The organism is Kitasatospora sp. NPDC005748 (assembly GCF_040630735.1).
In the GTDB taxonomy this organism is placed as follows: domain Bacteria; phylum Actinomycetota; class Actinomycetes; order Streptomycetales; family Streptomycetaceae; genus Kitasatospora.
In genome coordinates, this window is sequence record NZ_JBEXYD010000018.1 from 1 (window position 1) to 22,472 (window position 22,472).

Genomic DNA, 22,472 nt, shown 5'->3' on the forward strand with positions numbered 1-22,472 from the left:
GTTGACTTTTGGCACGCTGTTGAGTTCTCAAGGAACGGACACTTCCTTCGGACCGCCTTCCAGCGGGCCCTCCGGGCGCTTCGTTCTTTCGTGTTTGAAGCTTATCAGATGTTTTCCGCTCCGTTTTTCGGAGTTTCATTCATCGGATTCGCATTCCGTCGCCCCTCTCGGTGCGACTCCGGAACTGTACGGGGACCGGCCCGCCACATGCAAATCGTCCCGCCCTGCTGTCGCAGGACGGGACGATCCGCGGTCACCGGCACCGTCAGGCGCGGCCCATCTCCTCGGCGATGGCGGCCGCGAAGGCGTCGATGTCCGCCTCGGTGGTGTCGTACGAACACATCCAGCGGACCTCGCCGGTGTGCTCGTTCCAGAAGTAGAAGCGGTAACGCTTCTGCAGTCGCTCGCTGACCTCGCGCGGGAGAATCGCGAACACCGCATTGGCCTCGACCGGGCGGACGACGGTCACGCCCTCGATCCCGCGGACGGCCGCCTCCAGCCGGCTGGCCATGGCGTTGGCGTGGCCGGCGTTGCGGAGATAGAGGTCGCCCGCGAGCAGCGCCTCGAACTGGACCGACACGAAGCGCATCTTCGACGCCAGCTGCATCGAGGTCTTGCGCAGGTACTTGATGTTCCGGACCCGCTCGGGGTTCAGGACCACCACGACCTCGCCGAAGAGCAGCCCGTTCTTCGTCCCGCCGTACGACAGCACGTCCACGCCGACGTCGGTGGTGAAGGCGCGCAGCGGCACGCCGAGCGAGGCGGCGGCGTTCGCCAGCCGCGAACCGTCCACGTGCACCAGCATGCCGAGCTGGTGGGCGTGGTCGACGATGGCCCGGATCTCGTCCACCGTGTAGAGGGTGCCGAGCTCGGTGCTCTGGGTGATCGAGACCGCGAGCGGCTGCGCGCGGTGCTCGTCGCCGAAGCCCCAGGCCTGCTGGTCGATGAGCTCGGGGGTGAGCTTGCCGTCCGGGGTGGGGACGGTGAGCAGCTTGATGCCGCCCATCTTCTCCGGCGCGCCGCCCTCGTCCACGTTGATGTGGGCGCTCTCGGCCGCGACGACCGCGCCCCAGCGCGGGAGCAGCGCCTGCAGGGCGACGACGTTGGCGCCGGTGCCGTTGAAGACGGGGTACGCCTCGGCGTGCTCGCCGAAGTGGCGGCGGAAGACGTCCTGCAGGTGGGCCGTGTAGTCGTCCTCGCCGTAGGCGACCTGGTGGCCACCGTTGGCGAGCGCCATCGCGGCGAGGACCTCCGGGTGCACGCCGGCGTAGTTGTCGCTGGCGAAGCCCCGGACGGCGGGGTCGTGCCGCCGTACCGCGTCGGTGGAGGTCGGTTCGGTCATCGGGCTGTCAGCCACAGGTGCTGTCCGTTCAGTTCTGCTGCGGGGCGGTCCCAGAGGCCCGCCAGGGCGGTGGCGAGGTCGGCCGTGTCGGTGAAGCCGGCGAACTTCGCGTCCGGCTTCTCCGCCCGCATCTCGGGGCTGACCAACGCCTTGATCACCAGGATCGCAGCCGCGGCGGTGGGCTCGCCGTCCTCGGCGGTGGTCTCCTTCTTGAAGGAGTCCGCCATGGCGAGCGTCCACGCCTCGGTGGCGGCCTTGGCCGCCGCGTAGGCGGCGCCGCCGGCGGTCGGCTTGTGGGCGGCGGCGGCGGAGATCATCGCGTACCGGCCGGACTCGCTGCGGAGCAGCGCGGGCTGGAAGGCGAGCGAGGTGTGCTGGAGCGTGCGCACCACGGTGTCGTGCAGGAAGTCCCAGTCGTCGATCCGGGTGTCGAAGAACTTCTTGCTGCCGCGCCAGCCGCCGACCAGGTGCAGCAGGCCGTCGACGTGGCCGTGCTCGGCCTCCAGGTGGTCGGCCCAGTCGTGGACCTCCTGCGGGTCGAGCAGGTCGATGACCTGGCCGCTGACCCGGGCGCCGGGGACTGCCCCGCGCACGGTGTCGAGGGCCTTCTCCAGCCGCTGCGGGTCGATGTCGGCGCCGATCACGGTGGCGCCGTCGGCGGCGAGCCGGCGCAGCACGGCCTGGCCGGCCGGGCCGCTGGCTCCGGCGACGGCGATGACCTTGCCTTCGAGGTGGGTGCTCACGCGGCGACCTCCTGGATGCCGGCGCCGGTGATGCCGGTGGTGGCGGCGATGACGCCGCCGAGCTTCTTGGCGAGGGCCTCGTAGAACATGCTCAACGGGAACTCGTCCGGGTGGACGGCGTCGCACAGGGCCTTGTTGAGCGCCTTGCCGTCGGCGGTGTCCAGCGGCAGCGCGTCGGGGCCCTTCGCCCAGGTGGAGGCGGGGTGCGGGGTGAGGTAGCGGGAGACCAGCTGGTAGGCGGCGATCCAGTGGGCCGTCTTCGGGCGGTCGATGCCGTCGCGGTACAGGGTCTCGATCTCGCCGCAGAGCGCGTTGGTCACGTCGGCGACGCGGTCCCAGTCGATGCTCAGGCGGTTGTCGCGCCAGCGCAGCGCGTCGTGCTTGTGCAGGTAGGCGAAGAGCAGCTGGCCGCCCATGCCGTCGTAGTTGCGCACGCGGTCACCGCTGACCGGGAAGCGGAACATCCGGTCGAAGAGGATGGCGTACTGGACGTCGCGGCCCTGGGCGTAGCCCTCGGCCTGCAGCTTCACGGCCTCCTTGAAGGCGGTGAGGTCGCAGCGGAGCTCCTCCAGGCCGTACATCCAGAACGGGCTGCGCTGCTTGATCATGAAGGGGTCGAACGGCAGGTCGCCGTGGCTGTGGGTGCGGTCGTGGACGAGGTCCCACAGCACGAAGGTCTGCTGGGCGCGCTCCTGGTCCTCCAGCAGGCCCTCGGCGTCGGCCGGGATCTCCAGGCCGAGCTGCCGGACGGCGCTGGTGGTGACGGCGCGGAAGCGGGCGGCCTCGCGGTCGCAGAAGATGCCGCCCCAGGTGAAGCGTTCCGGCGCCTTGCGCACGGCCACGGTCTCGGGGAACAGGACGGCGGAGTTGGTGTCGTAGCCGGCCGTGAAGTCGGTGAAGGTGATCGGCACGAACATCGGGTTGTCGAAGCGGGTGCGCTCCAGCTCGGCCAGCCAGTCCGGCCAGACCACGCGCAGCAGGACGGCTTCCAGGTTGCGGTTCGGGTTGCCGTTCTGGGTGTACATCGCGAAGACGACCAGGTGCTCCAGGCCGTCCTCGCGCTGGTCGGCGGGCTGGAAGGCGAGCAGCGAGTCCAGGAAGTCGGGCTCCCGGTAGCCGGTGTCGGCCCACTTGGCCAGGTCCGCGTCGACGGCGGCGAGGTAGGCGGCGTCGTGCGGGAAGAGCGGGGCGAGTTCCGCGATCGCACTGCGGACCGTGGCGACCAGCGGGTCGACCGTGTGCCGCTGCACGGCGGACAGGTCGATCGAGCCGTCCTTGGACTGCAGCGGGCGCAGGGCCTCGACCGCGTCCTTCAGCCGGAGCCAGGCCGGGTGGCCGGCGTGGGTCGAGACCGGGGCGTCGGCCGCCACAGCGAGCCTTGGCGAAAGATTCTGCATCGTGGACTCACTTCGACAGGAGGTATTTCAACAGGACCACCATAAGTACGACAGGTTCTCCTGTTCAAGGGGGGCCCTGCCGTCGATTCTCCCGGTTCGGGGCTCCGAAACCGCTTGTCCGGCATGTGGACGGTCATCTGGATGTTCTGGACAGCCGCGCCGTGGGGATGCGAACCTCCCGCCATGCTCCCGGCGGTGATCCTGGTGGCGCGACGCCACATCGACCTGCTCCGGGTGTCTTCCAGCTGTTGTGCGCGCGGTCTCTGCCGCTGCCGCTGATCCGGCTCGGGGGCGCCGCGGACGCGGCTCCGTACGCCGACCATGCCGCCTGTGTTCCGGCGCCGCCACCGGGGGGAAGTGACCCGCCGGGGTGCCGGCCCGGCCCGCGCCCCCGCGCCGCTCGCTCCCCGCTCGTTCCGGTCCCTCTTTCCAGGAGCCCCGCCATGACCTCCCTCCGCAAGCCGTTCGCCGCCCTGCTGGTCACCGCCGCCGCGCTGACCGCGTGCGCGCCGCAGGACTCGGCGTCCGACGCGTCCGGCACGGGCGCCGCCGCGAGTGCCCCGGGGACGGCCGACGGCTGCGCGCCGGGTGCGCTGGGCACCCGCGCCGCGGGAACGCTGACGATCGGCACCGACCAGCCCGCCTACGACCCCTGGTTCACGGACGACAAGCCGGAGAACGGCAAGGGCTTCGAGTCGGCGGTGGCGTACGCCGTGGCCGAGAAGCTCGGCTACCCGAAGGAGAAGGTGACATGGGTGGCGGCGCCGTTCGGCAAGGCCACCACCCCGGGCGCCAAGGACTTCGACTTCGACATCAACCAGGTGTCGATCAGTGACGAGCGCAAGCAGGCCGTCGACTTCTCCTCCGGCTACTACGACGTGCGGCAGGCGGTGATCGCGCTGAAGAGCTCCAAGGCGGCCGGGGCGAAGAGCGTCGCCGACCTGAAGGGCGCCAAGCTGGGCGCGCAGGTGGGCACCACCAGTCTGGAGGTCGTCACCGACACCATCCGGCCGACCGTGCAGCCGGCCGTGTTCGACTCCAACGACCTGGCGAAGGCCGCACTGCGGAACGGCCAGATCGAGGCCCTGGTGGTGGACCTGCCGACGGCGTTCTACATCACCGGTGCCGAGGTGACGGATGCCCAGGTGGTCGGGCAGTTCGAAGGGGCGGCGCGGGGCGAGCAGTTCGGGCTGGTGCTGGACAAGGGCTCCCGGCTCACCGGGTGCGTCACGCGGGCGGTGGACGCCTTGCGGGCCGAGGGCGTGCTGGCGAAGCTGGAGAAGCAGTGGCTCTCCGACGCCGTCTCCGCACCCGTCCTGAAGTGAGCGGGGCCCCGATGAGCACCGAGGCCGGGGCCGGTCCCCGCAAGGCCGGCGGCGGGAGCGGCACCGGGCTGCTCCGGCGCCGGCGGACGGACCCGCCCGGGCCGGCGCCGGACGACGGCTACCGCCCGTCCGCGCGGCGGCTGGCGCACGAGGCGTACCGGCGCGGCCGCAGCCGCCGGGCCGCGCTGATCGCCGGGGCGTCGACCCTGGTGACCGCCGTGGCGCTCTCCCTGCTGGTGGTCAACTCCCCCGGCTGGGCGGCCACCCGGAGGGCCTTCTTCGACGCCGACTACGCCCGCCGGGCGCTGCCGGAGGTGCTCAGGGGCCTGCGGATCAACCTGGAGCTGATGCTCGGCTGCGGGGTGCTGATCCTGGTCCTCGGCCTGCTGCTGGCGGTGCTGCGGACGCTGCGCGGACCGGTCTTCCTGCCGGTGCGGCTGCTGGCCACGGCGTACGTGGACTTCTTCCTCGGCCTGCCGATGATCATCTGTCTGCTGGTCATGATCACCGGCGTGCCGGCGCTGCGGCTGACCGGGGTGACCACGGATCCGATGCTGCTCGGCGGCGCCGCGCTGGTGCTGACGTACTCCGCGTACGTCTCCGAGGTCTTCCGGGCCGGCATCGACTCGGTGCACCCCGACCAGCGGGCGGCCGCCCGTTCGCTCGGGCTGAGCAACGCGCAGGCGATGCGCCACGTGGTGCTGCCGCAGGCGGTCCGGCGGGTGGTGCCGCCACTGCTGAACAACCTGGTCAGCCTGCAGAAGGACACCGGCCTGGTGTCGATCGGCGGGGCGATCGACGCGGTGTACGCGGCGAAGATCATCGCCAGCCGGTCGTTCAACTACACCCCGTACGTGGTGGCCGGGCTGGTCTTCATCGTGCTGACCGTGCCGCTCACCCGGTTCACCGACTGGCTGTCCCGCCGGATGAACCGCCGTCAGCACCAGGGAGGTGCCGTGTGACGACCAACCCGGTCCTGCGGCTGGAGTCGGTGCGCAAGAGCTTCGGCTCCCAGCTGGTCCTGCGCGACGTGGACCTCACCGTGCCCGAGCACACCGTGACGGCGCTGATCGGCGCGTCCGGCTCCGGCAAGTCCACCCTGATGCGGTGCGCCAACCTGCTGGAGCGGATCGACGACGGCGCGATCTTCCTGGACGGCGCGGAGATCACCGATCCGCGCACCGACGAGGACGCCGTCCGGCGCCGGATCGGTGTGGTGTTCCAGGCGTACAACCTGTTCCCGCACATGACGGTGCTGGAGAACGTCACGCTGGCGCCGCGCCGGGTGCACCGGCGTGGCCGGGCCGAGGCCGAGGCCGAGGCGCTGGAGCTGCTGGACCGGCTGGGTCTCGCGGCCAAGGCCCGGGAGTACCCGGACCGGCTCTCCGGCGGGCAGCAGCAGCGGGTCGCCATCGTCCGCGCGCTGGCCACCGGGCCCCGGCTGCTGCTGCTCGACGAGATCACCGCCGCGCTCGACCCGGTGCTGGTCGGCGAGGTGCTCGCGGTGGTGCGGGACCTCAAGGAGCGGGGCATGACGATGGTCGTCTCCACCCACGAGATGGGCTTCGCCCGTGAGGTGGCGGACCAGGTCTGCTTCCTGGAGTCCGGGGTGGTGCTCGAACAGGGCCCGCCGGAGCAGGTGTTCGGCGATCCGCAGCACGACCGGACCAGGCGGTTCCTGAGCCGGGTGGTCGCCTCCGGACGACTGGCGCCGTAGGCCCCGGCGCTCGGCCGGCAGGTCGCCGACCGAACGAACCGGTGCCACTCGAACGGACCAGTGCACCCGGGCCTCGGGGGTGCCTCCCGAGGAATCACTACGCCCGTCACTCCCATGCGCCCCCGTTCGCGCCCTGCTGCGCGCGGCTTCGACCGGTGATCGTGGACAGCACGTCTGTCCGCGTTCTCCGGGAGGCCGCCGTTGCACGGTCCAGTGCTGGTCAGCTGGCTGCTGGCCCTCCTCACCGCCACGTCCGGCGCCTACTGCCTCAGCCGCCTGGGCCGCACCCCGTGCGCGGCGGACGCCGGGGCGGGCCGCGGCCATGCCCACGAGTCGGACGCCGCCGAGGCCCTGATGGGGCTCGGGATGGCGGCCATGGCCCTCGCCGGGGCCGCCGTCCCCGCCGTGCTCTGGGTCTGGCTGTTCGGCCTCCCCGCGGTGCTCTTCCTGCTGGCCGCCGCCCGCGACCGGACCGGGCGCGGCCACCGGCTGCACCACGCGGTCGGCGGACTGGCGATGACGTACATGGCGCTCGCGATGGCGGCCGCGCCGGCCCACGGCCATCATCACGGCGCGAGCGCCGGGGCCCCGCTGCTGACCGGCGCGCTGCTGCTCTACTTCGGCGGCTACTCGCTCTGGGCCGGCAGCCACCTGCTGGCCGCACCGGGCGGCCAGGTGTCCGGGAGCCTGCGCACCGCCGGGCTGCCCCGGGCCTGCCGACTGGCGATGGGCCTGGGCATGTTCGCCATGCTCCTGACGATGTGAGAGCGGCCCGTGCGGCCCGGGGGCGTGGCGTTGGTCACTGGGTGGCCGAAAGCCGTTCCTCCGGACGCCGACAGCGCTTAGGTTGGCACGGAGCGCGCTGTCGCGTTCCGTGCGTACTCGGGGAGCCCATGCCATGACGGCCCTGCTCGGCCTGCTGCTGCTCGGACTGCTGCTCTCGACCGTGGCGCCCCGGCTGCTGGCCCGGGCCCGCTGGGCCGAGCGCGAACCCGTGCTGGCCCTGCTGGTCTGGCAGTGCCTGGTGGTCGCCGTCCTGCTGTGCTGCGCCCTGAGCCTGGTCCTGGCCGCCTCGGCCGCCCTGCCGGAGCTGCGGGTACTGCTCTTCACCGGCGCGCCGCACGGCGTCGAGGCCGCGTACGCGCTCCAGGACGCCGAGGGCTGGGGGCGGCTCTGTGCCGCGGTCCTGGCGGCGGGCGGCGTGCAGACCGTGCTGGCACTGACCCGCGAAGTCCGCTCGGCGAAGGCCCTGCGCAATCAGCGGCACGCCCAACTGGCGAGCCGGGCTCCCGAGTTGCCGGGGTCCATCGACACCCTGAAGCACCGCGGGGAGCGGCTGGTGGTGCTCGAGAACGTCCGCCCGGAGGCCTGGTCGCTGCCCGGCCACAACTCCCGGCTGGTGGTCACCACCGGAGCCCTCCAGCAGCTGACGGACCGGGAGTTGGCCGCCGTGCTGAGCCATGAGCGCGGACACGTCCGGGCCCGGCACCACTGGCTGTCGCAGTGCTCGCAGGCCCTCGCCTCGGGCTTCCCCGGGGTCGGCGTGTTCAGCGCCTTCCGGGACCAGGTGGGCGAACTCGTGGAGCTGGCCGCGGACGACCGGGCGGCCCGCCGGCACGGGCGGCACACCACCGCCGTGGCGCTGGCCGAACTCAACTTGGACCGCGGGGTGTTCGGCTCCTGCCCGCCGGGGCTGGCGCAGTCCCCGAAGCGGGTGGACCGACTGCTCGCCGGGCGGCCCCGGCTGCCCGTCACCCACCGGCTGCGGCTCACCCTGGCCGCGCTCGCCGCGCCGGCCGCCGCCGTCCTGCTGGCCGCCGCACCGGGGCTCTCGACCCTGTTCTGATTCCGGCGCGGGCCTACGAGCCCGCCCTCGGCGCACCGGTGACGGAGCGTCAGGCCGACGCCGGCTCCCCGCCGGGAGTGCCGGGAGAGACCGGGTCGGGGGAGACCGGGAAGCCGAGCGTGCGCGCGAGGACCTCGCGGTGCAGCGGCCGGGCCTCGGCGTAGCGCCGGCAGCCGGCCTCGGTGAGCGCCACCTGGATGCCGCGCCGGTCGTTGGGGCACATCGCACGCGTCACCAGCCCGGCCTTCTCCAGCCGGCCGATCAGCCGCGAGAGCGCGCTCTGGCTCAGATGGACGGTGTCGGCCAGCTCCTGGACCCGCAGCTGGTGGCCGACCGCGCTGTCGCGCTCCTCGACCAGGCGCTCCAGCACCTCGAACTCGCTCACGCCCAGGTCGTGGTTCTCACCCAGCTCGCGATCGAGCGCACAGGACGTCGCGGCATGGCGGGCCAGCAGGTCTCGCCATTCGGCGACCAGACCTGCCTCCGCCGGAGAGTCGAGTTCAGCCACCCGGCCACAGTACCACGTGCACATGAAACTTATGTGACCGCATTAAATTCACTTGCAATGAATGCACGTGCATGTAGTGTCCTCCCCATGACCACCGCGACCGTCCCCGCAACCGACGACCCGTCAGCCTCCGGGCTGCGCTGGACCCCCCGCCTCTGGGGCACCCTGATCGTGCTCTGTGCCGCGATGTTCCTGGACGCCCTCGACGTCTCCATGGTCGGCGTCGCCCTCCCGTCCATCGGCTCCGAACTCCACCTCTCCACCTCCGCACTGCAATGGGTGGTCTCCGGCTACGTCCTCGGCTACGGCGGACTGCTGCTGCTCGGCGGGCGCGCCGCCGACCTGCTCGGCCGGCGCCGGGTGTTCCTGGTCGCCCTCGGCGTCTTCGCGGGCGCCTCACTGCTCGGTGGCCTGGTCGACGACGGCGGCCTGCTGATCGCCGCCCGCTTCCTCAAGGGCGTCAGCGCGGCCTTCACCGCGCCCGCCGGCCTGTCGATCATCACCACCACGTTCGCGGAGGGCCCGGCCCGCAACCGGGCACTCTCCATCTACACCACCTGCGGCGCCAGCGGCTTCTCGCTCGGCCTGGTGCTCAGCGGCCTGCTCACCTCGGTCGGCTGGCGCTGGACCTTCCTGATGCCCGTCCCGGTCGCCCTGCTGGCCCTGCTCTTCGCGATCCGGCTGCTCCCCCGCCCGGTCGAGGAGCGGGCCAAGGGCGGGTACGACGTGCTCGGCGCGATCACCGGCACGCTCACCGTGCTGCTCCTGGTCTTCACCGTCACCGAGGCGCAGGGCGCCGGCTGGCTGAGCCCGCGCACCCTCGGCTCGCTCGTCGTGGTCGCCGCCCTGGCCGCCGCCTTCCTGGTCACCGAGAGCCGCACCGCCCACCCGCTGGTCAGGCTCGGCATCTTCCGCAACGGCTCGGTCGCCCGGGCCAACGTGATCGCCTTCACCATGACCGGCGCCTACGGCGGCTTCCAGTTCGTGGTCACCCTCTACCTCCAGCACCTGCTCGGCTGGTCGGCCCTGCAGATGGCGCTCGGACTGCTCCCGGCCGGTGCCTTCATCGCGCTGTCGGCCCCGTTCATGGGCCCGATCGTGGACCGCTTCGGCACCGGCCGGCTGCTGCCGATCGGCCTGCTCGCCCTGACCGCCGCCTTCGCGCTGTTCCTGCGGCTGGACGAGCACAGCTCGTACCTCACCCTGGTGCTGCCGTCGATGATCCTGCTGGGCGTCGGCTTCGCCCTGGCCTTCCCCTCGGTGAACATCGCCGCCACCGACGGCGTGGGCGACGAGGAGCAGGGCCTGGCCTCCGGGCTGGTCAACACCGCGATCCAGGTGGGTACGGCCGTGGTGCTCGCCGGGGCCACCGCGATGATCACCGCGGGCAGCGGCGGAGGGGACGGTGCCCAGGCCCAGCTGGACGGCTACCGGCCCGCCCTGGTCCTCATCACCGGGATCGCCGCGCTGGGCTTCCTGATCGCCACCGCGGGCGCCGTGCTCGACCGGCGCAAGCGGTCAACTCCCGTGTCCGTCCCGGACTATGATTATCCGTCCGTCGACCTGGCCGACCGGCGGGACGAGGTCCTGACCAAGAGCTGACCCCACCAGCCCGGCCCCGTCCTCGACCTCAGGTACGCGCCGGCTCCACCAAACCCCCGTGTCGGTGGAGCCGGCGCGCCCGTACGAGCCGATCCCCGCAGTCCCGCCCAAGTGCGGAGTTCCACGGATCGGCGGCTCGCGCCGCCAGTATATTGGCCAGGAGCCAACGAACGTACGGAGCAGACACGATGGCACCTCGCGGGGATTCGGTCAATGAGGAAATGCGTCAACGCTCCCGCCGGCGCATCATGCGCGCCACCGTCGAACTCGTCGACGAGCACGGCTACGCGGGCACCACGCTGACCGACATCGCCGAGCGGGCCGGCCTCGCCCGCGGCCTGCTCTCGTACTACTTCGACGGCAAACGGCTGCTGATGCAGTCGGCGACCCACCGGATGATGCACCTGGCGCTGTCGGCCGCCCTGGACGCGATGGAGCCCGGCTCCTCGCCGGAGGCCCGGCTGGCCCGCGCGATCGACACCGTGCTGGGGCTGGCGATGGACCACCCCCGGGTGATGCGCTCGCACCTCGCGCTCATCCTGGACCCGGACACCGGCGCCTTCGTCCAGGACCCGGAGCAGCGGCAGCTCGGCGCGATCCTCCAGGGGCTGCTGCGCGACTGGGGCGCGCCCGACCCGCTCGCCGAGCACGCGGTGCTGCGCAGCGCGCTGATGGGCGGCTGCATCGGGGTGCTGCTGCCGGGTGCCGAACTGCCGCTGGCGCTGATCCGCGCCGACCTGTTCGGCCGCTACGGCCTGGACTGGCCGCTCGGCCTCCCCCCGCAGCCGCAGCCGCCGGAACGCGAACGGCCGCCGGCCCGCGGGTGAACGCGGCGGCCGGCGGCCGTTCGGTGCCCGGTCGCCCGGGCCGGGTCAGCGCTCCTTGAGGATCGACGCCAGCAGGTCGATGGTGCGCTCCGGCGTCAGGCTGTCGACGCAGAGCCGCTCCATGACCTGGATGTACGCGTCGACGTCGTCGCGCTTGTCGAGGTAGAGCGCGCTGGTGAGCTGCTCCAGGTAGACCACGTCGGCGAGGTCCTGCTCGGGGAAGCGCAGGATCGTGAACGCCCCGGACTCCCCGGCGTGGGCGCCGAAGCGGAACGGCATCACCTGGATCACCACGTTGGCCTGCTCGGCGACGTCGATCAGGTACTGCACCTGACCGCGCATCACCTTGGGACCGCCGACCGGCCGGCGCAGGGCCGCCTCGTCGATGACCGCCCAGAGCCGGGGGCTGCTGCCCTCGGCGAGCAACTTCTGGCGGCGCAGCCGCAGGCTCACCCGCCGCTCGACCTCGTCCTCGCTGATCACCGGGCGACTCTGACCGAAAACCGCCCGTGCGTACTCCTCGGACTGCAGCAGGCCGGGGATGAACTGGACCTCGTAGGTGCGGATCAGTGCGGCGGCCTCCTCCAGGCCGACATAGGTCTGGAACCAGCCCGGCAGCACGTCGTTGAAGCTGTGCCACCAGCCGGACTTGTTGGCCTCCCGGACCAGGCCGAGCAGGGCCTCGCGCTCACCGCCGTCGTCCACGCCGTAGAGGCTGAGCAGATCGGCGACGTCGCGCTCCTTGAAGCTGACGCGGCCGAGCTCCATGCGGCTGATCTTCGACTCGGAGGCACGGATCGCATAGCCCGCGTCCTCGCGGGTGATGCCGCGCGCCTCGCGGAGGCGGCGCAGCTGGGAGCCGAGGAGGATCCGGCGGACCATCGAGCCGCCGCCCGGCTGAACTGTGGTCATGCGGTCGAAACCTCCACCTAGGGCAAACAGCGCACAGTCTGCCATCAGTTGAGCGCTCACGGTGCCGATACTGACGGATGTTCCTATCAGTTCTGCACTCCTCACACCAGGATGCACGTGCATTCGGCGCTTGCATATGCCATTTGAACGACTGCACGTGAATCGACTCTTGCATCTGCAGTGAGCGCAGAGGACGATGGTGCACGTGCACCTGCACATCCCTGGCAATCCCGCGGGCTCCGCGTCGACCCCACGCGCGACTCCGCGCACCAGCCCGGCAGCGCCCTCGCGCCACCGGGCCTTCGTGTGCGCGCGCGACTGGTCGAGGGGTCGGCCGCGCGGCCTAGCGAGTCGGAGGTGACCGGCATGACCCCGGCGGGTCCAGCCGTGTCCGCCCCCTTATGGGAGGAGCTCTTCATGAGCACCGGTACGGCCTTGGCAGTCGATCCCCATGTGGTCACCTGTACGCTCGCCCCTCGCTACGAAGCCGTCAGAACCGCGCGCGACTTCGCCAGGACCGCTCTTCAGCGCTGGGGACTGGGCGAACTGTTCGACGACGTCGCACTGGTGGCCTCGGAACTGGTGACCAATGCCCTGCGGCACGCCATCGGCGCGTGCCCCGGGGCGACGGGCGGCGCGCGCGACGACTACGACTTTCCCACCCAGCCCGCTCCCGAGGGGCGACTACCGATCCGAATAAGCCTGGTGCACCGCGCACCGCAGGTGGTCTGCGCGGTCAGTGACCCCAGCAGCACCGGGCCGGTGGCCCGGGAGGCGGACTTCGTCGCCGAATCGGGTCGCGGGCTGCACCTGGTGGACTCGTTCAGCCGGTCCTGGGGCTGGCACCCGCTGGGCGGCGGCAAGGTGGTCTGGGCTCTGTTCGAGCCCGAGGCCGGCGCGCTGGCGGAGCTCGGCGGGCGGCACCGCCGCTCGGCCTAGCCGTGCGCCGCGGCCGGCGGGAGGACGGCACCACTCCCGGGGTGCGGCACCGGGAGGACGGCACCGCTCCCGATCCGCGGCCGCGCACGCTCCTGGCGGCAGACGTGTGGTGCCCGGTCCGCAGCGGCCCGCCCGCGAGCCCCGGCCCGACGGCGACCGCCCGACGGCAGCCGGTCGCGCGATCGCCCGGTGACAGCCTCCCGGAGCGACGGCCGCACCGGCGGCACCCGCTCACGACGCCCACCACGGGGCGGCCGGGCGGAGAAGACAAAGGCCGTCGTGGTGTGCACCCACGACGGCCCCCCGATGGCGAAGAAGACGAAGCGGTCAGACCGCCAGGTGGTCGAACTCCCCGTCCTTGGCGCCCAGCAGCAGCGCCGCGATCTCGGCCCGGGTGTAGATCAGTGCCGGACCATCGGGAAAGCGCGAGTTGCGCATCGCCACGTCGCCCCCCGGGAGCGCGGCGAACTCGACGCAGTTGCCCTGGGAGTTGCTGTGGAGGCTCTTCTGCCAGACCACGTCCTTGAGGTCCGCAGCCGCCATCCCGTTGTACGTGTCGTACCTGTCGTGCATAGAAATCTCCCGAAGAGCTCCGGAGTAGTCGTCCAGCTCGGCGCCCCGGCTCGCAGCCGAACGACTGGGCCGGCCCCGTACCGGCCCGGCACAACGCCTCACTTGACGTGATGATAGCTCCAGTGCACGTGCATCAGCACGGGACGTTGCAGGTGCACGGGCCTTTCGTCGACAAAACGGAACTCTTCACCGCCTCGACACCTGAGGGAACGTAAGCGGACATATCCGGGGCAATCGGGAAGACTCCGATAACCGCCCGTAGGCGGCCACCCGCTGAATGTTGATCTTCGGGCGCCCGGAGTCGCACCGCCGTGACCCTCCGTCAGACCGTCCGTATGCTGTGAGACATCTCACGCGCCACCGCCGCAACGCGCGGCACCTCCTGTCACGTCTCAGGCAGAAGTGGTAGCCACATAGGGATTGATCACGGTATGTCCGAGTTTCGGGCACCCCGCCCCTCCCGGTACGGCAGCCGACTGCAGCGTTGGCCGGGGGATGTCCTACGATCTCCGCCATGAGCACCGCAGCCATCCCGGGCGCGCCACTGCCCGTCCGCACCCCAGGCTCCCGTGCGCGGGGGCGCCACCGACGCCCCGAGCGCCCCGAGATCCCGGCCGGATCCCCGGCCCTGGTGCTCGCGGTGCCCGCGACCGCCGGGCCGGAGTCCCGTTCCGTGGTCGAGGAACTGCTGTCGATCGTACGCAGTGAGCAGAACGGCGTGCAGACCGCGGCCGGTTACCTCGACAGCGGCGCGGGCGGGAGCGAGCCCGGCCGTGACGAGTACTCCGTCGCCGAACTGCTGGCGCACGCCGCCGAGTCGGGCCTGCCCGCCCCGGTCGTGGTGCCGCTGGTCCCCGGCCCGCACGGTTTCCTGACCGAACTGCACGCGCTGGCCGCCGAGTACGGTGCCCACGTCACCGATGTCCTCGGCCCGCACCCGCTGCTCGCCGAGGCCGTCCACGTCCGGCTCTCCGAGGCGGGGCTGGCCCGCGCCGACCGCGCCCGGCTGTTCGCCATCGCGACGGCCGCGGACGGCGTCGTCCTCACCACCGTCGGTGGCGAGGAGGCCGCCGCGGCGGCCGGGATCACCGGTGTGCTGCTGGCCGCCCGCCTCGCGGTGCCGGTCGTGCCCGCCGCGCTCGACGTGCCCGGCTCGGTGGCCGCCGCCGTCGCGCACCTCAAGGAGACCGGCTCCCAGCGCCCCGCGCTGGCCCCGCTGGTGATCGGCCCGGAGGCCGACTCCGAGCTGCTCGCCACGGCCGCCGAGGAGACCGGCTGCCCGAGCGCCGCGCCGCTCGGCGCCTACCCCACGGTGGGCCAGCTGATCGCCGCCACCTACCTCGCCGTGCTGCCGGCCGTCGCCCCCGAGGCGTTCGCCGCGCAGGCCGCCGCCGAGGAGGCCGCTGCCCAGGAGGCCGGGGAGCCCGCCGCCGAGTAGCGGACCCCGAACGCCGAAGGGCCCGGAGCGCACCCGCTCCGGGCCCTCGCCGTACCCCCCGCCGTACGTGTCCCCGCCGCACCGGCCCCTCTCCGTACGGGCCCGCGCCGTACCGGTCCGCGGCGCGTCGGTGCGGGCCCCGGCGGGCCCCGGCCGGCCTCAGGCCCGCCTCAGGTCCGCCCGCCCACCCGGCCGGTGGCCGCCGCCGCGTCCTTGAGCCGCAGCGCCGGGAGCTGCACCGGCCGGGACTGCGCGGCGAAGGCGGCCACCGGCACGCCGGTGGCGTTCCACGGCGACCGCCCGCCGCCACCGTCCGCCTTGCGCACCTGGAGCACCTCGGTCTGCCCCGCCCGGCGCAGCAGGATGTTCTTCGGCGGCGCGGACTCCGGGTCCATCCAGAGCTCGTTGCCGTCGAACTCGCAGTCCAGGACGAGGATGTCGTCCGGCTTGCCGTCCGGGGTGGCCCGGAAGGCGATCCCGGCCCGGCGGTGGCCGGTGAACCGGCTGCGGCTGAAGGTGACCGCCTCCCCGGCGAGTTCGTGGCGTGCGGTGGAGACGCCGTAGTCGCTCTGCCCGGCGGCGTCGATCAGCAGGCCGTCAAAGAGGGTCCCCTTGTCCCGGCCGAGCGAGTGCAGCGCCACTCCCCCGCCGCCATTGCCGTACAGCACGCTCGCGGTGTAGTCGAAGTCGTTGAGGTAGGCGCCGTGCTCGATGCCCCACCCGCCGTTGTGGTAGGCCGCGAACTCGGTGACCACGTGGTGCTGCTGGGCGTTCAGCCAGACGAAGATGCCGTCCCGCAGGTTGTTGTGGGCCAGGCAGCGCTGGAACGTCCAGACCCCCTCGCTGTTCTCCGGCCACTCGAAGCCGGAGGCGCCGTCGGCCCCCTGGACGCCGACGGCCACGCAGTCCAGCGCCTTGCCACCGGTGCCGGCGCCGAGGTTGAAGCCGGTCAGCCGGTAGGCCCGCGGGTTGGGCTCCAGCCGCGTGCGGGAGGCGACGCAGGACTCGTAGACGATGTCGTCGGAGGGCTGCTGCGGGGTGCGGGTGTCCGGCGGGCCGTCCCACCAGTAGGCGTCCTCCCAGGTGTCGTGGCTGATGCAGCTGCGGAAGGTGATGCCGTGGCTGGCGTGCGGGACGAAGGCGTGGCTCCCCGCGTCGCGGACCACCAGGCCCTCGACGACGGTACCCCGGGTGGTGTCGCCCAGCATGTGGAAGTGCAGCCCGTACCGGCCGAGCACCGGGGCGGTCACCGGGGCGCTGCCGTCCGGGCCCTTCCAGGACTCCGCGGTGTCGGTGCGCGGGCCGACCCAGCGCAGCGCCGCGTGCCGCAGGTCGGCCCGGCGGGAGGTGGTGAGGTGGACGTGGGCGCGGCCCTCGGCGGTGCCCTCGATCCGCACGCTGCGGGTCAGGTTGAGCACCTCGGCGCCGACCGTGACGCCCCCTCCGGCGCCGACCCGGGGGTGCGCGTACGTCAGCGGCGCCTCCAGGGTGACGGTGGATCCGCTGACGGACCGGACGACGGCGAGGTCGTAGCGGGTGGAGAAGCCGTCCTCGCCGGGCGGGCCGGTCGGGGTGACGGCCAGTTCGTCGCCGGGCAGCCAACCGGTGGGCGGCGCGGCCAGGCTGACGGTGGTGTCGCCCGCCTCGAGCGCCCGGTCAGCGCGTACCCAGGCGGTCTTGGCCGCGCCGTCCAGCCGCAGGTACCCGGCGCCGGTGACCCAGAGGCCGACGTCGGTGTCGACCACCTTCATGCCGTCCCCCCGGAAGCGCCGCTCGTCGACGGCGGGGAAGCGCACGGTGTGCACGGCGGCGCCCTCGGGGGCGAGCGCGAGGGTGCCGCGGATCTCGACGTTGCCCGCGGCGGCGAGGGTGAGGCTGCGGTCGGCGGCGAAGGTGAGCGCACCGCCCGGCTCGACCAGCAGCGAGCCGATCGCGGCGTCGGTGTCGAGCAGCACCCGGTCGGTGATCCGGACGGCGCTCTGCGGTCCGGGTACCCGGCCGCCCCAGCCGGCCGGGTCCGACCAGGGGCGGCCGCCCTGGTCGGGGGTGGGTGCGGGGGCGGCTCCGGCGGTGGGCTGCCCGGGCGCGCCCGTCCCCTCGGCGGGGGCGCCGTGCCGGTGCTCCGCGGCCGGGTCGGCCGCTCCCGGCCCCGTGGCGGGGTCCTCCGCGGCGGCGACGGGCGCGGAGCGGCCGTCCAGGGAGCGCCGCAGTGCCTCCTCGCCGCCGACCGCCGCGAAGACCGTGCCGACGGCGAGCCAGCGCAGCATCGTCCGCCGGGGCAGGGGAGTTCGGGGCTCGGCGGGCGGGATGTCCGCTCTGCGGTGTTTTGCCCGGCGGTGCGTTCCACGCGGCCGCTCGGCCGGCGCGCCGGCCTCCGGACCCTCGTCCATCGCCATCGCTGCGAAGCCCTCCCCCCAGACGGCCGCGTCGGTCCTGATGCCCTGAAGCATAGGCAGTTGCCGTGACTCCGACGGGCGTTGCTCGAAATCGGTCATTTCTGATCATGGTGGACAGCCATTCAGCACGCTCCTCATAAACTGTGATGACCGTCACACATGTTTGCGGTATGAACTTAAGTCTGCTTAACGTGCTCCCCGTTCGTGGCCACACGGACCCAGCCCACCCGCAACGCCGAGTCCTGCCGTCGGGTGCGCTGGCAGCGCAGAACGCACCACGGCAGGAGCGGGGGAACCACAGGTAAGTCGCCCGGGACCGGTTCGTACCGGTTCGGGGCTAGGGGTGAAGCCGCGTCCACAGCGCGGCCGGGCAACTCCAGCCCGAATCCGACAGCTCACCTCGCAGGCGTGGGAGAGGACCGCGTCACCATGCTGCCCACCAACGGCACCCGCCTGTCCGGCCGCACCCGCCGAGCGATCGCCACCCTCGGCGTCGTCGGCATCGGCCTCACCGTCCCCTGCCTCACCGCCGGCTCCGCCTCGGCCGCCTCCGTCGCCACCTGGGACAAGGTCGCCCAGTGCGAGAGCACCGGCAACTGGAGCATCAACACCGGCAACGGTTTCTACGGCGGCCTCCAGTTCACCAACTCCACCTGGGCGGCGTTCGGCGGCACCAGCTACGCCGCGCGTGCCGACCTCGCAACCAAGGACCAGCAGATCGCGGTCGCCGAGAAGGTGCTCGCCGTCCAGGGCCCCGGCGCCTGGCCCGTCTGCTCCGTCCAGGCCGGTCTGACCAAGGGCGGCACCCCGGCCGCCGTCGACACCGCGACCGCCGCCAAGCCGGCCGCCCCGAAGGCCACCCCGGCCCCGGCGCAGACCCCCGCCCCCGCCGCCAAGCCGGCCGCGCCCAAGGCCGCCCCGAAGGCCGCCGAGACCCCGGCCGCCGACTCCGCCCAGCAGTCGCAGGGCCGGAACTGGCAGCAGTACCGTCAGGACGCGCAGGCCTCCTCCGACTACACCGTGGTCGCGGGCGACTGGCTCTCCTCGATCGCCGACAAGAACAACGTCCAGGGCGGCTGGGAGCGGCTCTACGAGCTCAACCGCGGCACCCTCGGCGACGGCCCGCACGTCATCTACCCGGGCCAGCACCTGAGCCTGGGCGACCGCGCGAAGACCCGGGCCTCGGACGAGTCCGGCCAGGGCTTCGACTGGTTCAACCGCTCCTCGGGCGCCACCGGCAAGGCCGACGGCTCCACCGCGACCGCCACCAAGCCGGCCGCGCAGACCCAGGCTCCGGCCGCCAAGCCCGCCGCCCAGGCGTCGGCCGAGGCGCCGGCCCAGGCCGCCACCGGCAGCATGGCCGCCGCGGTCTCCTTCGCCCAGTCGAAGGTCGGCCAGGCCTACGTCTACGGCGGCACCGGCAACGGCGGTTGGGACTGCTCCGGCCTGACCCAGGCCGCACTGCGCGCCGCGGGCGTCTCCGTCCCGCGGGTCGCCGCCGACCAGGCCGCCGCCAGCACCCACGTCTCGCTGGACGCCCTCAAGGCCGGCGACCTGCTGTTCTGGTCCAACAACGGCCAGGACTCGGGCGTCTACCACGTCGCGCTCTACATCGGCGACGGCAAGTACGTCGAGGCCGCCAACCCGAGCGTGGGCGTGCGGACCCAGACCATCGCCAACTGGGCCCCGGACTTCGCCGGCCGGGTCTGATCCCGCCCGCGGTCCGCACGCGGTCCGCGCCACCCGCCGCAGCCCCCGGGGAGAGTCTGGTCGCTCCTCCCCGGGGGCTCCGGCACGCCCGCGCGCGGGACGGCCCGGGCCCGGGCCCGGGCATGGCCGAACCCGGGCCCGGCGGGCATGCTGCTGCTCTGCACCCGAGGAGGAGTCACATGGCCCAGGTCACCGTCACGCTCGACGCCAATCTCGCGATCGACGCGATGATGCTCTCCGGCACCAGGAACCCGCAGGACGCCGTGGAGCTGATCCTGCGCGACTACCTCGCCCGGGGGCGGCGCACCGAGAGCCGGACCGGCGAGGCCGCCGACGGGCAGCGGACCGGACAGCAGCGCCCGACCGCGCAGGAGGGCTGAGGGCGGACAGGACGGGGCCCCGGAGGACTGGATCGTCCTCCGGGGCCCCGGTCGTCGTCTCAGCGGGCGCGGGCGCCCGTGGAACCGCGCATCACCAGCTCCGGCTGGAACATGAACTCACCGCGCTGGGCGGCGTTCGCGCCGACCTCCTCCAGCAGGGCGTCGACGGCGGCGGTGGCCATCGCCTCGACCGGCTGGCGGATGGTGGTCAGCGGCGGCTCGGTGAAAGCTATCAGCGGCGAGTCGTCGAACCCGACCACCGAGACGTCCTGCGGCACGGACAGCCCCCGCTGGCGCACCGCGCGGATCGCCCCGAGCGCCATCATGTCGCTGCCGCAGACGATCGCCGTACAGCCCTTGTCGAGCAGTGCGCCGGCCGCCGCGTGCCCGCCCTCCACGCTGAACAGCGTGTGGTGGACGAGCTCCCGGGCCTGTTCCTCGGTCCGGCCGAGGACCTCCCGCAGGGCAGCCGTGAAGCCCTCGATCTTCCGCAGCACGGGGACGTACCGCTTCTGCCCGACCGCGAGGCCGATCCGCTCGTGGCCGAGCTCGGCCAGGTGCTGGACGGCCATCCACATCGCGGCCCGGTCATCCGGCGAGATGAACGGCGCGTCGATCTTCTCGCTGAAGCCGTTGATCAGGACGAACGGCACCTGCCGGCCGGTCAGCCGGGCGTACCGGTCGTGGTCGGCGGTGGTGTCCGCGTGCAGGCCGGAGACAAACACGATGCCCGCCACGCCCCGGTCGACCAGCATCTCCACCAGTTCGTCCTCGGTGGAGCCGCCGGGCGTCTGGGTGCAGAGCACCGGGGTGTACCCGTGCCGGCTCAGCACCTGCTCGATCACCTGGGCCAGCGCGGGGAAGATCGGGTTGCTCAGTTCCGGGGTGATCAGCCCGATCAGTCCCGCACTGCGCTGGCGCAGCCTGGTCGGCCGCTCGTAGCCGAGCACGTCCAGCGCCGCCAGCACGGTCTGCCGGGTGGCGGCGGAAACGTTCGCCTTGCCGTTGAGTACGCGGGAGACGGTGGCTTCGCTGACCCCCGCCTGCGCCGCGATGTCTGATAGTCGCGCCGTAGTCACGGTCCCAGAGCCTATTGCAACCACGTCAGACCGCCCACCAGTCGGTGCTGTCCGGTCCGAGGACCGCTTCGCCGCCGGCGTCGGCGGCCTCCGACGCCGCGGAGGACAGCAGCAGCCGGCCCGGCGCGGGTATCCGCACCGGCTCGGCGGTGGTGTTCACCGTGCAGACGAAGGAGCCGCGGCGGAAGACCAGGGTGCCCTCGGGGCTCGCCAGCCACTCGACCCCGGTGCCGGCGCCCAGCCCGGACTGCTCCCGGCGGATGGCCAGCGCGCTGCGGTAGAGCTCCAGGGTCGACGTCGGGTCACCGGTCTGCGCCTCGACGCTGAGCCCGGCCCACTCGGCCGGCTGCGGCAGCCAGCTGGGGCCGCCGGGGGTCGGGCCGAAGCCGTACGGGGCCTCGGTACCGGACCACGGGATCGGCACCCGGCAGCCGTCGCGGTAGCCGTCCTGGCCGGCCTTGCGGAAGAAGGACGGGTCCTGGCGGACCTCGTCGGGCAGGTCGGTGACGTCCGGCAGGCCGAGCTCCTCGCCCTGGTAGACGTACGCCGAGCCGGGCAGCGCGAGCATCAGCAGGGTGGCGGCGCGGGCCCGGCGCAGGCCGAGCGCGCGGTCGCCGGGGGTGCGGATCTGGGTGCCCAGGCCCGGCGGGTTGGCGAACCGGGTGCTGTGCCGGGTGACGTCGTGGTTCGAGAGCACCCAGGTGGCGGGGGCGTCGACCGGGCGCATCGAGTCGAGCGACAGGTCGATCACCGAGCGCAGCTCGGCGGCGTCCCAGGAGGTGCCCAGGTACTGGAAGTTGAAGGCCTGGTGCAGCTCGTCGGGGCGCACGTAGTTGGCGGTGCGCTCGACGGTCGGGGTCCACGCCTCGGCGACGCCGATCCGCTGCCCCGGGTACTCGTCGAGGATCTTCCGCCAGCTGCGGTAGATCTCGTGCACGCCGTCCTGGTCGAAGAACGGCATGACGTCGTTGCCGAGCAGCCTCAGCTGGTCGCCGCCGCCGATGTCGGGCAGGCCGGGGGCCTTGACCAGGCCGTGGGCGACGTCGATCCGGAATCCGTCGACGCCCATGTCCAGCCAGAACCGCAGGATCGAGCGGAACTCGTCGGCGACGGCCCCGTTCTCCCAGTTGAAGTCCGGCTGCTCGGGCGCGAACAGGTGCAGGTACCAGTCACCGGGGGTGCCGTCGGGGTTCTCGGTGCGGGTCCAGGCCGGGCCGCCGAAGATGGACTCCCAGTCGTTGGGCGGCAGCTCGCCGTTCTCGCCCTTGCCGGGGCGGAAGTGGTAGCGCTCGCGCAGCGGGGAGGACGGGCCCTCGCGCAGGGCGCGCTGGAACCACTCGTGCCGGTCGGAGGAGTGGTTGGGGACGAGGTCCACGATGATCCGCAGGCCCAGCCCGTGCGCGTCGCGGATCAGCGCGTCGGCGTCCAGCAGGGTGCCGAACATCGGGTCCACCGCCCGGTAGTCGGCCACGTCGTAGCCGGCGTCGGCCTGCGGGGAGGCGTAGAACGGCGAGAGCCAGACGGCGTCCACGCCGAGGTCGCGCAGGTAGGGCAGACGGCTGCGGATGCCGGGCAGGTCGCCCATGCCGTCGCCGTTGGAGTCGGCGAAACTGCGCGGGTACACCTGGTAGATGACCGCATCCCGCCACCAGCCTCTGGACGCGCCGGTGCTTGCCTCGTGGGCGGTGGCGTCGGCGGCGGGCCGGGAGGTGTCGGCCAGGTTCTGGGTCATGGACGG

At 72.8% G+C, this 22,472-nt stretch carries 21 protein-coding genes and 1 riboswitch; of the genes, 12 read left to right on the top strand and 9 right to left on the bottom strand.

Annotated elements, in window-relative coordinates; genetic code table 11:
* Positions 1-265 precede the first annotated feature (265 nt).
* The 3 genes from ABZ495_RS16085 to ABZ495_RS16095 are packed head-to-tail and all read right to left on the bottom strand — an operon-like array spanning position 266 to position 3,482.
* On the bottom strand, positions 266-1,342 hold the full coding sequence (locus tag ABZ495_RS16085) for a low specificity L-threonine aldolase (RefSeq protein WP_359836424.1): 1,077 nt from the start codon (positions 1,340-1,342) through the stop codon (positions 266-268).
* Positions 1,339-2,085 carry an SDR family NAD(P)-dependent oxidoreductase gene (locus ABZ495_RS16090; protein ID WP_329490779.1) on the bottom strand — a complete coding sequence of 249 codons (747 nt, stop codon included), beginning with the start codon at positions 2,083-2,085 and terminating at the stop codon, positions 1,339-1,341. The genes ABZ495_RS16085 and ABZ495_RS16090 overlap by 4 nt, the downstream gene beginning before the upstream one ends.
* On the bottom strand, positions 2,082-3,482 hold the full coding sequence (locus ABZ495_RS16095) for a DUF6421 family protein (protein ID WP_329490777.1): 1,401 nt from the start codon (positions 3,480-3,482) through the stop codon (positions 2,082-2,084). Before ABZ495_RS16095 ends, ABZ495_RS16090 begins: the two co-directional genes overlap by 4 nt.
* Positions 3,483-3,665: 183 nt before the next feature.
* Here ABZ495_RS16095 and ABZ495_RS16100 point away from each other — a divergent pair, with 183 nt between their 5' ends.
* The 6 genes from ABZ495_RS16100 (at position 3,666) to ABZ495_RS16125 (ending at position 8,370) form a co-directional block, all read left to right on the top strand.
* Positions 3,666-3,761 (top strand): putative leader peptide, encoded by a 96-nt coding sequence (locus ABZ495_RS16100; protein WP_352296849.1) that lies wholly within the window; start codon positions 3,666-3,668, stop codon positions 3,759-3,761.
* A gap of 164 nt (positions 3,762-3,925) precedes the next feature.
* Positions 3,926-4,807: an ABC transporter substrate-binding protein gene (locus ABZ495_RS16105; protein WP_359806819.1), complete on the top strand. Its 882-nt coding sequence runs from the start codon at positions 3,926-3,928 to the stop codon at positions 4,805-4,807.
* An 11-nt stretch (positions 4,808-4,818) separates the two neighbouring features.
* Positions 4,819-5,769 carry an amino acid ABC transporter permease gene (locus tag ABZ495_RS16110; RefSeq protein ID WP_359836425.1) on the top strand — a complete coding sequence of 317 codons (951 nt, stop codon included), beginning with the start codon at positions 4,819-4,821 and terminating at the stop codon, positions 5,767-5,769.
* Positions 5,766-6,524, top strand: coding sequence for an amino acid ABC transporter ATP-binding protein (locus ABZ495_RS16115; protein ID WP_329490772.1), 759 nt, complete (start codon positions 5,766-5,768; stop codon positions 6,522-6,524). The genes ABZ495_RS16110 and ABZ495_RS16115 overlap by 4 nt, the downstream gene beginning before the upstream one ends.
* A 201-nt stretch (positions 6,525-6,725) precedes the next feature.
* Complete coding sequence (locus ABZ495_RS16120) at positions 6,726-7,289, top strand: DUF5134 domain-containing protein (protein ID WP_359806823.1); 564 nt, start codon at positions 6,726-6,728, stop codon at positions 7,287-7,289.
* Between the two features lie 133 nt (positions 7,290-7,422).
* Positions 7,423-8,370, top strand: a complete 948-nt coding sequence (locus ABZ495_RS16125) for a M56 family metallopeptidase (RefSeq protein ID WP_359806825.1) — start codon at positions 7,423-7,425, stop codon at positions 8,368-8,370.
* Positions 8,371-8,419: 49 nt separating this feature from the next.
* Here ABZ495_RS16125 and ABZ495_RS16130 read toward each other — a convergent pair whose 3' ends face one another.
* A complete protein-coding gene (locus ABZ495_RS16130) occupies positions 8,420-8,878 on the bottom strand; it encodes a MarR family transcriptional regulator (RefSeq protein ID WP_359806827.1) in 459 nt (152 codons plus the stop codon).
* A gap of 87 nt (positions 8,879-8,965) precedes the next feature.
* Here ABZ495_RS16130 and ABZ495_RS16135 point away from each other — a divergent pair, with 87 nt between their 5' ends.
* Positions 8,966-10,480, top strand: a complete 1,515-nt coding sequence (locus ABZ495_RS16135) for an MFS transporter (RefSeq protein WP_359806830.1) — start codon at positions 8,966-8,968, stop codon at positions 10,478-10,480.
* 221 nt (positions 10,481-10,701) lie between these two features.
* On the top strand, positions 10,702-11,307 hold the full coding sequence (locus ABZ495_RS16140) for a helix-turn-helix domain-containing protein (RefSeq protein WP_329490767.1): 606 nt from the start codon (positions 10,702-10,704) through the stop codon (positions 11,305-11,307).
* A gap of 45 nt (positions 11,308-11,352) precedes the next feature.
* Here the strand turns inward: ABZ495_RS16140 and ABZ495_RS16145 are convergent, their stop codons facing one another.
* Complete coding sequence (locus ABZ495_RS16145; protein ID WP_329490766.1) at positions 11,353-12,219, bottom strand: helix-turn-helix transcriptional regulator; 867 nt, start codon at positions 12,217-12,219, stop codon at positions 11,353-11,355.
* A 417-nt stretch (positions 12,220-12,636) separates the two neighbouring features.
* Between ABZ495_RS16145 and ABZ495_RS16150 the strand changes: the two genes are divergently transcribed.
* A complete protein-coding gene (locus ABZ495_RS16150) occupies positions 12,637-13,158 on the top strand; it encodes an ATP-binding protein (RefSeq protein ID WP_359806833.1) in 522 nt (173 codons plus the stop codon).
* 327 nt (positions 13,159-13,485) lie between these two features.
* On the opposite strand, the gene ABZ495_RS16155 is transcribed toward ABZ495_RS16150, so the two are convergent.
* Positions 13,486-13,731 carry a DUF397 domain-containing protein gene (locus ABZ495_RS16155; RefSeq protein ID WP_329490764.1) on the bottom strand — a complete coding sequence of 82 codons (246 nt, stop codon included), beginning with the start codon at positions 13,729-13,731 and terminating at the stop codon, positions 13,486-13,488.
* A 514-nt stretch (positions 13,732-14,245) separates the two neighbouring features.
* Between ABZ495_RS16155 and ABZ495_RS16160 the strand changes: the two genes are divergently transcribed.
* Positions 14,246-15,169, top strand: coding sequence for a hypothetical protein (locus ABZ495_RS16160; RefSeq protein WP_359806836.1), 924 nt, complete (start codon positions 14,246-14,248; stop codon positions 15,167-15,169).
* Positions 15,170-15,339: 170 nt separating this feature from the next.
* Here the strand turns inward: ABZ495_RS16160 and ABZ495_RS16165 are convergent, their stop codons facing one another.
* Complete coding sequence (locus tag ABZ495_RS16165) at positions 15,340-17,436, bottom strand: hypothetical protein (protein ID WP_359836427.1); 2,097 nt, start codon at positions 17,434-17,436, stop codon at positions 15,340-15,342.
* 392 nt (positions 17,437-17,828) lie between these two features.
* Positions 17,829-17,987: riboswitch (cyclic di-AMP (ydaO/yuaA leader) on the top strand.
* Between ABZ495_RS16165 and ABZ495_RS16170 the strand changes: the two genes are divergently transcribed.
* Both ABZ495_RS16170 and ABZ495_RS16175 read left to right on the top strand, forming a co-directional pair.
* Complete coding sequence (locus ABZ495_RS16170) at positions 17,974-19,275, top strand: transglycosylase family protein (RefSeq protein ID WP_359806842.1); 1,302 nt, start codon at positions 17,974-17,976, stop codon at positions 19,273-19,275. Its footprint overlaps the riboswitch before it by 14 nt.
* Before the next feature lie 179 nt (positions 19,276-19,454).
* Complete coding sequence (locus ABZ495_RS16175; RefSeq protein WP_329490760.1) at positions 19,455-19,655, top strand: hypothetical protein; 201 nt, start codon at positions 19,455-19,457, stop codon at positions 19,653-19,655.
* Positions 19,656-19,714: 59 nt separating this feature from the next.
* On the opposite strand, the gene ABZ495_RS16180 is transcribed toward ABZ495_RS16175, so the two are convergent.
* Together ABZ495_RS16180 and ABZ495_RS16185 are read right to left on the bottom strand one after the other, a co-directional pair.
* Entirely contained in the window at positions 19,715-20,734 is a 1,020-nt protein-coding gene (locus ABZ495_RS16180) for a LacI family DNA-binding transcriptional regulator (RefSeq protein ID WP_359836429.1), read from the bottom strand.
* Positions 20,735-20,759: 25 nt separating this feature from the next.
* A complete protein-coding gene (locus ABZ495_RS16185) occupies positions 20,760-22,466 on the bottom strand; it encodes a glycoside hydrolase family 13 protein (RefSeq protein ID WP_359836431.1) in 1,707 nt (568 codons plus the stop codon).
* Positions 22,467-22,472: the final 6 nt, after the last annotated feature.

Coding starts and splice junctions, on each gene's coding strand:
- ABZ495_RS16085 (WP_359836424.1), bottom strand. CDS start 1,342: ATGACCGAACCGACCTCCACCGACGCGGTACGGCGGCACGACCCCGCC.
- ABZ495_RS16095 (WP_329490777.1), bottom strand. CDS start 3,482: ATGCAGAATCTTTCGCCAAGGCTCGCTGTGGCGGCCGACGCCCCGGTC.
- ABZ495_RS16100 (WP_352296849.1), top strand. CDS start 3,666: ATGCTCCCGGCGGTGATCCTGGTGGCGCGACGCCACATCGACCTGCTC.
- ABZ495_RS16105 (WP_359806819.1), top strand. CDS start 3,926: ATGACCTCCCTCCGCAAGCCGTTCGCCGCCCTGCTGGTCACCGCCGCC.
- ABZ495_RS16110 (WP_359836425.1), top strand. CDS start 4,819: ATGAGCACCGAGGCCGGGGCCGGTCCCCGCAAGGCCGGCGGCGGGAGC.
- ABZ495_RS16125 (WP_359806825.1), top strand. CDS start 7,423: ATGACGGCCCTGCTCGGCCTGCTGCTGCTCGGACTGCTGCTCTCGACC.
- ABZ495_RS16135 (WP_359806830.1), top strand. CDS start 8,966: ATGACCACCGCGACCGTCCCCGCAACCGACGACCCGTCAGCCTCCGGG.
- ABZ495_RS16140 (WP_329490767.1), top strand. CDS start 10,702: ATGCGTCAACGCTCCCGCCGGCGCATCATGCGCGCCACCGTCGAACTC.
- ABZ495_RS16145 (WP_329490766.1), bottom strand. CDS start 12,219: ATGACCACAGTTCAGCCGGGCGGCGGCTCGATGGTCCGCCGGATCCTC.
- ABZ495_RS16150 (WP_359806833.1), top strand. CDS start 12,637: ATGAGCACCGGTACGGCCTTGGCAGTCGATCCCCATGTGGTCACCTGT.
- ABZ495_RS16155 (WP_329490764.1), bottom strand. CDS start 13,731: ATGCACGACAGGTACGACACGTACAACGGGATGGCGGCTGCGGACCTC.
- ABZ495_RS16160 (WP_359806836.1), top strand. CDS start 14,246: ATGAGCACCGCAGCCATCCCGGGCGCGCCACTGCCCGTCCGCACCCCA.
- ABZ495_RS16165 (WP_359836427.1), bottom strand. CDS start 17,436: ATGCTGCGCTGGCTCGCCGTCGGCACGGTCTTCGCGGCGGTCGGCGGC.
- ABZ495_RS16175 (WP_329490760.1), top strand. CDS start 19,455: ATGGCCCAGGTCACCGTCACGCTCGACGCCAATCTCGCGATCGACGCG.
- ABZ495_RS16185 (WP_359836431.1), bottom strand. CDS start 22,466: ATGACCCAGAACCTGGCCGACACCTCCCGGCCCGCCGCCGACGCCACC.